Genomic DNA, 9,226 nt, shown 5'->3' on the forward strand with positions numbered 1-9,226 from the left:
TGTTCTTCGGTGAATCGCTTCTTCATGTCCAATCTCCTTATCGTGAAAGATTGGACTCTAAAGTCAGGCGCTACTCAATTCCGGGGGGACGTCGCCCAAGTCCTCGGCTGAGGTTGGCCCGTACGTGGTGTAAATGACCCTCATGAAGCATAATCCGGGCTCATGCAGTTTCATTTCTGCCTTGGCGCCTCCTCTTCATGACATGTAAATTCTACTCGTCAACGATGCCGCGTCGCGGTCGCCATTTGACCGTCGCATATGTTGCCGGTGTCTTGCGAAGGGGCTTGCGCTTACCCATTCACGGCTTGTCGGTATTGCTACTGACCTGTAGCCTGCTTCAGTTGCAGTCTACAAATGCCTTGGCCCGAGACGAAAGCCCTCTTCTGAAGCTCGGCGAAGACAAAGAATGGGTTTCCTTGACGTCCTATTTTTCGGTTCTTGAGGATCCCGGCAATAAACTCACCATTGAGGAAGTACAACATCCGGAAATAGCGAGCCGTTTTTTATCTGAGCACTCTCCAGGCGAAGCGCTAAATTTCACTTACAGCCGTTCCGCTTTCTGGCTGCGAATTCGGATTCGCAATGAAAGTAATGAACGGACAGATCGCATGCTAGAGATTGCCAAGGCACGCCTCTCCAGCGTTCAAATCTACTATCCGGATGAAAACGGGATCTACCGCGCCTTTAAGACAGGCGAACTGCTTCCGTTTTCCACGCGTCCCTATGGAAACAGATTCTTCGTCTTCCCCGTTTCTTTCTTGCCCCACACGGAACAGGTGTTGTACCTGCGCATCAAGTCGACTACTGGAATTATTATTCCGGCCAAGCTATGGATGCCCCGGGCGTACCATGTCTACGAGCGTTGGGATTACTTTTCCCAAGCGCTGTATTTCGGGATGGCTGCGGGGTTGATCCTATTCAACTTGCTCCTGTTCATCGCTCTGCGAGATTTGAATTACCTGCTTTATGTCGGGGCCTCATCGTCATTGGCAATTGCTTTGTCTGCGCAGAATGGACTCCTGGCCGAGTATGTCCTGGTTGATTCAAGTTTCATGTCAACCCTATTTGCGCCGCTTGGGTTTGCCATGGCAACGGCGATATTCATCGCCTTTACGAGACGCATGCTATCGACCCAAGAGTTTTTACCGCAGGTTGATCCATATCTGAAACTGTTAATTGCGCTGCAGGTTTTTTTGAGTTGCGGCTACGTCATATCATATGACAATTTTTCCATGCCGTGGCAAGTACTCTCCGCCGCGACCATGGTAACACTAATGTCAGTAGGCGTAACTTGCGCCTATAGAAGGCAACGCAGCGCATATTTCTTTATGGTGGCGTATGTTGCACTTTTCTTGGCTGGACTTGCCACCAATCTGACTACCATCGGTGTGCTACCCGCCAATCTCATTACCACCATGAATGCCGTGCAATTAGGCTCTGCGGTCGAGATGCTTGTGCTTGCATTCGCTTTGGCCGATCGGTTCATTGTTATTCGCCGCGAGAAGGAGAAGACCCAGAGGGAGGCTCTGATTGCTCAGCAAAATCTGGTGGATGAACTACGCTCTTTCAAAAATGACCTCGAGGTACGAGTAGCTCAACGCACCTCCGAACTACAGGCCAGCAATGCGACGCTGGTATCGGCGCTACATGATCTGCAGGTTACCCAAGGCAAACTCATCGAATCGGAAAAGCAAGCGCTTCATGGGGAACGGGTAGCCCAGCATGCATTGGCAGAGCAGCGCCAGTTTGTCGCCATGGTTTCCCACGAGTTCCGCTCTCCATTAGCGGTCATAGATGCGGCGAGTCAATTGCTTGGCAAAAAGTTTTCTCAAAATAGCGACATTGCACCCATCCTGGCAAGAATCCGGCGTGGAGTTTCCCGTCTTTCCGGCTTTGTCGACAATTGCCTGACGGAAGACCGACTGGACAGCGGTAGCTTCAAATTGCAGCTTTCCTCCGTAGATCTGCCGATATTGATGATGACGGTGGCAGAAGGAGGCCGGCTATTATCCGAACGGCATCGAATTATCGTCGACCAGGATCAAGAAGGGGGGGTATTGACAGCAGATCCGCTGCTATTGCGCATTCTGCTTCACAACCTCTTGAGCAACGCAATCAAGTATTCGCCACCGGACAGCGAGGTGCTGCTCCGCTGCAGGAACGTAGAGGAGGGATATCTCTTTGAGGTTATCGATCAAGGGGATGGCATTCCCGACGACGAGCTTTCCCTTGTCTTTCAGAAATATGTCCGGGGGCGTGCCGCTTCCTCATTGCCGGGCGCCGGCCTGGGACTTCCCTTGGTTTCCAGCATTGCTTCACTACATGGCGGCCGAGTCGAGATCAAGAGTCGCGTGGGGCAAGGAACGAACATTGCCATATATATTCCCTCATCACCAATGGCGCATTGAAGAGACGACAAGTGAAGCATACGAGAGACTTTCGCTGAACATACAAGATCCGCCGACGCCCCCCCAGATTCAGCGGCAAATGTTAGGTTTTGAAAGAATCTGCAATGTTATGACATATCGGACTGTGGAAAATTACATCATCAAAGCTTGTTCTGCTGAAGCGCGAGTTTTTTCGGTGCGACGATCCAGATCAAGGTCCACAAAACAACCATTGAGACCAAGTGTCGAAATATTAATATGTCGCCATCCAACCGTTTTGTAACCGAAGGAGTGCATCCAAAAAGCACAAAGCTGGGTGCAAGCAGAGCCTCAAAGCCTTCGCCGCTTAATGCAACGTCCAAAGCTTTGGCTGCCGAACTCGACATCCTTATTGTGGACAGCCATCCCTTAGTTCGCCTGGGGTTAAGGACAATCCTGGAAAATATTGACCACGTAAATGTCAGCGAAGCCCGATTTCTCGGGGACGAAATTGAAACAATTGATCCTAGAATGAACAATAAGCCGGACATGCTGATACTTGACTCGATGCTGTCAGGCAAGGCTGCATCCCACGCACTAGGCTGCTGCCGGAAACACTATCTTGACATACCCATCGTTCTGTTTTCTGCATCACCGACGCCTGAATTAGCGCGTGACGTTTTTCGTCTTGGCGCTTCTGGCGTTATCCCTACCGGCATCGATCCGTGTCTCATACCACACGCATTGCGAATTGTTGTCGGCAAGGGAAGGTACGTACCCTATGAGGTGCTTGAGGGCGAGAGCAAAACTCCCGCACCTACCGCGAGCCAAATTCTTGCCAAAAGTACGGCCCTGCATGCGGAATTGCCCAGTCTGACCGGGCGCCAGCAGCAAATATTTGATCTAATGGCTCAAGGACTTTCAAATAAGGAAATCAGTAGAAGGTTACAGATATCGCTTGGCACGACCAAGAACCACGTCGCACGGATTCTCCAACAATTCGGGGTCAATAATCGGGTGCGAGCAGTAAGCACCTTGCTAGCCATAAATGAAGAAAAGGAATAAGCAGACCGTCACGCTATCCAGACAGGTGTGATTTTTGAATTCAGCATAACCCACCAATTTCGATCAAACGAAATCCGAAGGTCTAAGCGACATCAAGCGCGTTTCAGGGAAGCCGTGAAAGCGTAGCCAAAATTGTGAACCGTCATAACCGGGAGGCTTTGACCCAACACGGTTTGGCCCTTTTTCCGCAATCGGGCCACGAGTACATCCAGCCTTTCGGCAGTATTCAGCGTTCTGGCACCGAATATCTTGTCCCCAATAACTCTCTTGGAAAGTGGTTCGCCCTGAGTCTCGTAGAGCAAGTTCATAAAGATAAACTCTCGCGCCGTCAATTGGAAGCTATTCCCTAGCGGATTAGATAAAGTGCGCTGTAGAGAACTCAATTGCCAAGCATCGTCGCATGCAAGGTTACGCTGGCTGGAAGTAGGAAGCGAAGGCTTCGCCACTAAGTGCTGCTGCCGTGAGACAGCCTCGATATTCGCGGTCAGCAATGCCATATCAATCGGCTTGAGCAAATAGCGGTCAGCCCCGGCACGCAGCCCTGCTACCCGATCATCGGTCGCATCACGCGCGCTAACGATGATAACCACGATGCCGTCCGTCTGACTGAGATGTTGGGCAATGCTGATCCCATCGTCACCAGGCAAACCGACATCCAGAATGACCACATCTACCGGGGCCACGAAAAGCTTTTTGTAAAAAGCCTCAGCGCTCGATACTCCCCACGCCGAATACCCTTCGTCGCGCAGATATTCCAGATAACTATCCAGCAGATCGACATCGTCTTCGACGATTGCCAAGCGAGGACGCTTGATATCTGAAGTCATGAATAAGAGATTAGGAGGAGGTGCTGTGATAAACCTGACTGACGCTCAAGAGATCGACCCATCGGGAAAAAGTTATAGCGATGCTGCGCACAAGTGCATACTGCATTCGATTGAATGATACTGCAAATGGCCGCCGAATATAGCTTCACGAAATTTTGCCTAAAGCCAAAATCCCATTGGAATGCGACTGCCTGCAAGGCTATTTCGACCTCATAGCATGTCCGACAGCAATCGACCTACCGGATGACGGGTAGTCAAACTCGGCCGAAGCGGAACAAGGCGGCTTACTTGCGGCAACCCAAGAAGCAGTCAGCAGGGATCAACGACATCTGGAGCATGGATTTCGTGGCAGATGCCTTGTTCGATGGTCGCCGGCTGCGGACCTTGCCCGTCGTTGATAACTACACCAGCGAATGTCTGGCGATTGATGCCGGCCAGAGCTTGAAGGGAGAGGATATTGTGCGTGTGCTTGAACAACTTCGGATGACCCGCGGGCTTCCCAAGACGATCAAAGTCGACAACGGGAGCGAGTTCATTTCAAAGGTCATGGACAAGTGGGCCTATGAGCACGGTGTCGGACTGGATTTCTCTCGGCCTGGCAAACCGACCGATAACGCCAAGGTTGAGTCGTTCAACGGTCGCTTCCGAGAGGAGTGTCTGAACGCGAACTGGTTCTTGCCCCTCGAGGATGCAAAAGGCAAAATCGAGGCGTGGCGGCGGTACTATAACGAGGATCGTCCCCACTCTGCACAGGGCTTGATGACCTCTGCCGAATTCGCTGAGCAGTGCAGGAACGAGGCATCCAAGGAGGACTCACAGGAGCCGGAAATTTCCAGTTAAGACTGGTACGAAAACCGGTGCAGCCTCCGTCGGACCAGCAGTAGGCAACGCAACGGTTGCATTATCGGTTGAATCACTTCCTCAGCCGGAAAATAGGACTCAGCGTAGCGAGACTGGTGCAAAACCCTTCGCAGAATGCCCTGGACTCAATCGAACCTGAGCAGCTTTTTCACCCTCAATAACAGTTAGAAATTCCAAGTGGAACTCCTCGATCATCGGTATTTAAGCCGCAACTATTCGCTGAGCCAATATCAGGCGGGCAGTGAAAGCTTGGCCGGTGCGCGACGTTGCACGAGCTGCGTGATTAGCTGATGTATTTCGTAAAAAGGAATCGGTTTGGGATAGCAACCGATAACCGAGGGCCGGTCTAGCAGATCGTCGGCTTTTAAGCCAGACACCACAACAAACGGTATATCTGCCGTTGAGGGAACTCTCGAAACAATATCGATCAACATCCGACCGTCGATGTTGGGCATACCAATGTCAGTGATGATCAAATCCGGACGAGCTGCTGCGATTTGCACGATCGCAACGTAACCGTCTTCCGCCATTGCAACCTGGAGGGACATGCCCCAACTTTCCAGTGTTATTTTCCAGATTATCCTCAATGTAGGATCGTCCTCGACTATCAGGAGGCGAAAATCGCTGCAGGGTTGCTGCAACGCTGTATTGTTTTGGGAGTTAGTCGGGCATTTTTGACACATAGCAACTCCGTACATTCCTTTTCCGGCCAAATTCAGAGATTCGAGCCGGCCATCGTCAAGTGATATGTAAGTCAGGGACATCCAGTAAATCGCTGATGCGAAGAGGGCTGCCGCTAGCCTCGGGATTGATCCACAAGGTAGAACGGGATGTGGAAGTATCAATGCAGCCAAGCATTGAGGCTTGAGTCCCCGATTGACCGCCGCAATCCGAAGGACGTGCGACACTTACATCCACTCTCTGATCGCAACCAAACGCTTTAGCCTGGCAACTTATATTTCGGTGCATTTGAGTGCTCAATTTGCCTTCCCCTTTTTTCATTACTTGCTTTGTAGCTTAGCGGGAGGCAGCAAGGCGCGTTAGATGCACCAATGCACCTGTCCTAGTAGCAGTAGATCTCCATCGAAGTATTGGCCCAAAGGCCAATCTCGGAGCAAGGAATGTCCATTTGACACGTCCAGCATCACCTACGCTGGACGGACCATGAGAACCGCCCAGGGGAATGCACGAAGAAGCCCGGGGTCTTGCAGTGGCAACGACCCGCGGTAGCGGCCACGGCGCCGCGATCTCCTCGTTTTGCAGCAATGCGGGCTGCCAAGCGGCAACCCCGTCTGCCTATCTCGGGAACCCTGGCAAACAATGCCGGAGGCGCTCTTACATCTTCAAACTCCGTTTGGCTTTGAGCCATTGGAACAAAGACGGCCAGACAACGATTTTTTTCGGCCACGCGTGACACGAACCCCACCTCGACCCCGCCGCAAATCAGTTAATTTACCGGCAGCAGTCAATTGCTCGTCATTAATGATGCCAGACTCGAAGAGAACCAGCAGCAAGCGCAATGGAGCAGGAATACTCCGCCCATTCTCGTATCGACTGCCGGTGCTTTGGGTGACTCCAAAACGGCGCCAGAAGTCAGACTGCCCTTCCTTACGCCTATTCCGCGCAGCAGAGGGGTCACTGATCACGGTCGCAATAACAGGCAGGTTTTCCATTTATTCAAAGCAAACCAAGTTCTAATTGTTACGGATTCTCGGCGTTTCCAATGGCGCCTTAAAGGTGCCATTGTGCACATGCCTTCGATTGACACTGGCCGTCCTTAGCTGTCGGGTAATTCAGGTGTTTGCAAGCTCAGTACCCAATTGGACAGCTATTAGGTTTTGCTAAACGAACTATCGCCGGGCGAACAGCGACGGTTTCATGTACGGCGCATCAGGCGCCCCTTCAAACGTCGAGCGTGGCCGGTTGAGTGTCTGCTTTGAGATTTATTGACTACGGCAGCGGTCATCACTGAGGCGCCAAGAGCCTTGCGCCACCAAGCTCAAAGGGCTGCAATGCGATACGGGTCGATGCCCCACCTTGCACAAGGCTCGAAATCAACATTGGCTGGACATGGCAGTTTCGCTGCGTATCGAAAATTACCTGGAGCTTTGGCTTCAACAAATTGTTGCGATACACCTTGACGACCGCGGCCAAATAGCCATTGTCCAGTCGAACCAATGATCCGACCGGGTAGATACCGACCGTCCTCGTAAAAGCCTGGAGCAGATTTTCCCGAAAATGCCTGTTGACCGAGCCAAACATCCTTTCGACGAGCGGCTCGACGCGCTGGATATCCAATTGTCGCCCGATGCGCACGTCCTCCAGGAGTTCGCGTGCGGCCGCCAGCGATTCCTGTCGCAGAAAGCGCATCCGCCTTCGCTCCTCGTCTACCGAAACAGGTCGCGCTGCATGCTCGGCGGGTGGCAGATCCGCAAGCACTTGGCGCAAACCGGCTGCATCGCTACGCGACGCCTTCTCGTTTTGCATCGGGCGCGGCGCGACAGAACCGACGTCCTGGCCGCGCGACACATCGATGACTACTTCAAGAATCGAATCCTGGCGCAACCGCTCGATCGTCGCTTCGTCCTCAATCACGAAGCGACGGCGCCAGAACGAATGGCCCAACCAGCTCTTTCGGAGATCATGGATTTTCATCCCGGGACGTAGCTGGTCAATCGACACAACGCGGAACCCAGACGGCATGGCTTCGTATCCGTCGTTGGTGGGGGCAGCAGCCTGGCTGCCCCCCCCTTCAAGGACACCTTCTCCTTCATCCTCTTGCCTAGAGCACCTGGAAGGTGTTCTGGGCAGCCGTGACGTTGTTGAGCGGATCCACCAGATACAAATGGTAGGTGCCCGCAGTGAGCCCGGTCATCCCTTGCGTAAAGTCAGTGCTGGTATTGACGTACGCGGTTACCTCGTTGAACTGGGCATCCAGGCTGTTCAGGATGTCATCCAGTGAAGAGACGCTTACGTTTTGGTTCACCAGATAGGCTTTGCTCAAAGTGTCATCGGCCGTCACATTTACCCTATTGCTGTTGGCATATGGACTTCCATCGCTATGGAACTTCTGCACGAAAATGCTGTTGTCGCCAGCGCTGTCGATGCCGTACCAGGTCACCACATACTCGCCGCTGCTCCCGACTGCCGTCACTTGGGGGGATTGGTCCACACCAGTGGTACTGCCAATGGCTTCGAGCTGGACGGCGCTACCGGATAGGGTTCCATCCGCCGCGAACTTCTGCACGAAAATGCTGTTGTCGCCAGCGCTGTCTACGCCGTACCAAGCCACCACATACTCGCCGCTGCTCCCGACTGCCGTCACTTGGGGGGATTGGTCCACACCAGTGGTACTGCCAATGGCTTCGAGCTGGACGGCGCTACCGGATAGGGTTCCATCCGCCGCAAACTTCTGCACGAAAATGCTGTAGTCGCTAGCGCTGTCTTGGCCGTGCCAGGTCACCACATACTCGCCGCTGCTCCCGACTGCCGTCACTTGGGGGTATTGGTCCACACCAGTGGTATTGCCAATGGCTTCGAGCTGGACGGCGCTACCGGATAGGGTTCCATCCGCCGCGAACTTCTGCACGAAAATGCTGTAGTCGCTAGCGCTGTCTTGGCCGTGCCAGGTCACCACATACTCGCCGCTGCTCCCGACTGCCGTCACTTGGGGGTATTGGTCCACACCAGTGGTATTGCCAATGGCTTCGAGCTGGACGGCGCTACCGGATAGGGTTCCATCCGCCGCGAACTTCTGCACGAAAATGCTGTTGTCGCCAGCGCTGTCGATGCCGTACCAGGTCACCACATACTCGCCGCTGCTCCCGACTGCCGTCACTTGGGGGGATTGGTCCACACCAGTGGTACTGCCAATGGCTTCGAGCTGGACGGCGCTACCGGATAGGGTTCCATCCGCCGCGAACTTCTGCACGAAAATGCTGTTGTCGCCAGCGCTGTCGATGCCGTACCAGGTCACCACATACTCGCCGCTGCTCCCGACTGCCGTCACTTGGGGGCCTAGGTCCGCACCGTTGGTCTTGCTAATGGCTTCCAGCTGGACGGCGCTACCGGATAGGGTTCCATCCGCCGCGAACTTCTGCACGAAAA

General features: G+C 53.3%; 6 protein-coding genes and 2 pseudogenes. 3 read left to right on the forward strand and 5 right to left on the reverse strand.

Annotation, left to right across the window (positions count from 1 at the left end; translation table 11 throughout):
- Positions 1-284: 284 nt before the first annotated feature.
- Both DFR40_RS01400 and DFR40_RS01405 read left to right on the forward strand, forming a co-directional pair.
- Positions 285-2,408 carry a sensor histidine kinase gene (locus tag DFR40_RS01400; RefSeq protein WP_170160128.1) on the forward strand — a complete coding sequence of 708 codons (2,124 nt, stop codon included), beginning with the start codon at positions 285-287 and terminating at the stop codon, positions 2,406-2,408.
- A gap of 237 nt (positions 2,409-2,645) precedes the next feature.
- The gene (locus DFR40_RS01405; protein ID WP_121456707.1) at positions 2,646-3,431 is read left to right on the forward strand and encodes a LuxR C-terminal-related transcriptional regulator; all 786 of its coding nucleotides are present in this window, start codon (positions 2,646-2,648) and stop codon (positions 3,429-3,431) included.
- A 92-nt stretch (positions 3,432-3,523) separates the two neighbouring features.
- Here the strand turns inward: DFR40_RS01405 and DFR40_RS01410 are convergent, their stop codons facing one another.
- On the reverse strand, positions 3,524-4,231 hold the full coding sequence (locus DFR40_RS01410; RefSeq protein ID WP_170160129.1) for a response regulator transcription factor: 708 nt from the start codon (positions 4,229-4,231) through the stop codon (positions 3,524-3,526).
- A 243-nt stretch (positions 4,232-4,474) separates the two neighbouring features.
- Between DFR40_RS01410 and DFR40_RS01415 the strand changes: the two are divergent.
- Positions 4,475-5,098 (forward strand): annotated as a pseudogene (locus tag DFR40_RS01415) (IS3 family transposase); the annotation flags it as partial.
- 251 nt (positions 5,099-5,349) lie between these two features.
- Here DFR40_RS01415 and DFR40_RS01420 read toward each other — a convergent pair.
- The 4 genes and pseudogenes from DFR40_RS01420 to DFR40_RS17095 form a co-directional block, all read right to left on the reverse strand.
- Positions 5,350-5,883, reverse strand: coding sequence for a response regulator (locus DFR40_RS01420; RefSeq protein WP_121456710.1), 534 nt, complete (start codon positions 5,881-5,883; stop codon positions 5,350-5,352).
- 735 nt (positions 5,884-6,618) lie between these two features.
- Positions 6,619-6,792: pseudogene (locus DFR40_RS17550) on the reverse strand (helix-turn-helix domain-containing protein); the annotation flags it as partial.
- 292 nt (positions 6,793-7,084) lie between these two features.
- Positions 7,085-7,822: a DUF3391 domain-containing protein gene (locus DFR40_RS01425; protein ID WP_121456711.1), complete on the reverse strand. Its 738-nt coding sequence runs from the start codon at positions 7,820-7,822 to the stop codon at positions 7,085-7,087.
- Positions 7,823-7,901: 79 nt separating this feature from the next.
- The coding region (locus tag DFR40_RS17095) for an NHL repeat-containing protein (RefSeq protein ID WP_170160130.1) at positions 7,902-9,226 on the reverse strand (1,325 nt) is incomplete at its 5' end.

The sequence above is a fragment of the Azonexus fungiphilus genome, from assembly GCF_003634965.1.
GTDB classification, from domain to species: Bacteria; Pseudomonadota; Gammaproteobacteria; order Burkholderiales; family Rhodocyclaceae; genus Azonexus; species Azonexus fungiphilus.

Bases quoted from the DNA above. Each gene is read 5' to 3' on its own strand.
- DFR40_RS01405 (WP_121456707.1), top strand. From the start codon at position 2,646: ATGTCGCCATCCAACCGTTTTGTAACCGAAGGAGTGCATCCAAAAAGC.
- DFR40_RS01420 (WP_121456710.1), bottom strand. From the start codon at position 5,883: ATGTCCCTGACTTACATATCACTTGACGATGGCCGGCTCGAATCTCTG.
- DFR40_RS01425 (WP_121456711.1), bottom strand. From the start codon at position 7,822: ATGCCGTCTGGGTTCCGCGTTGTGTCGATTGACCAGCTACGTCCCGGG.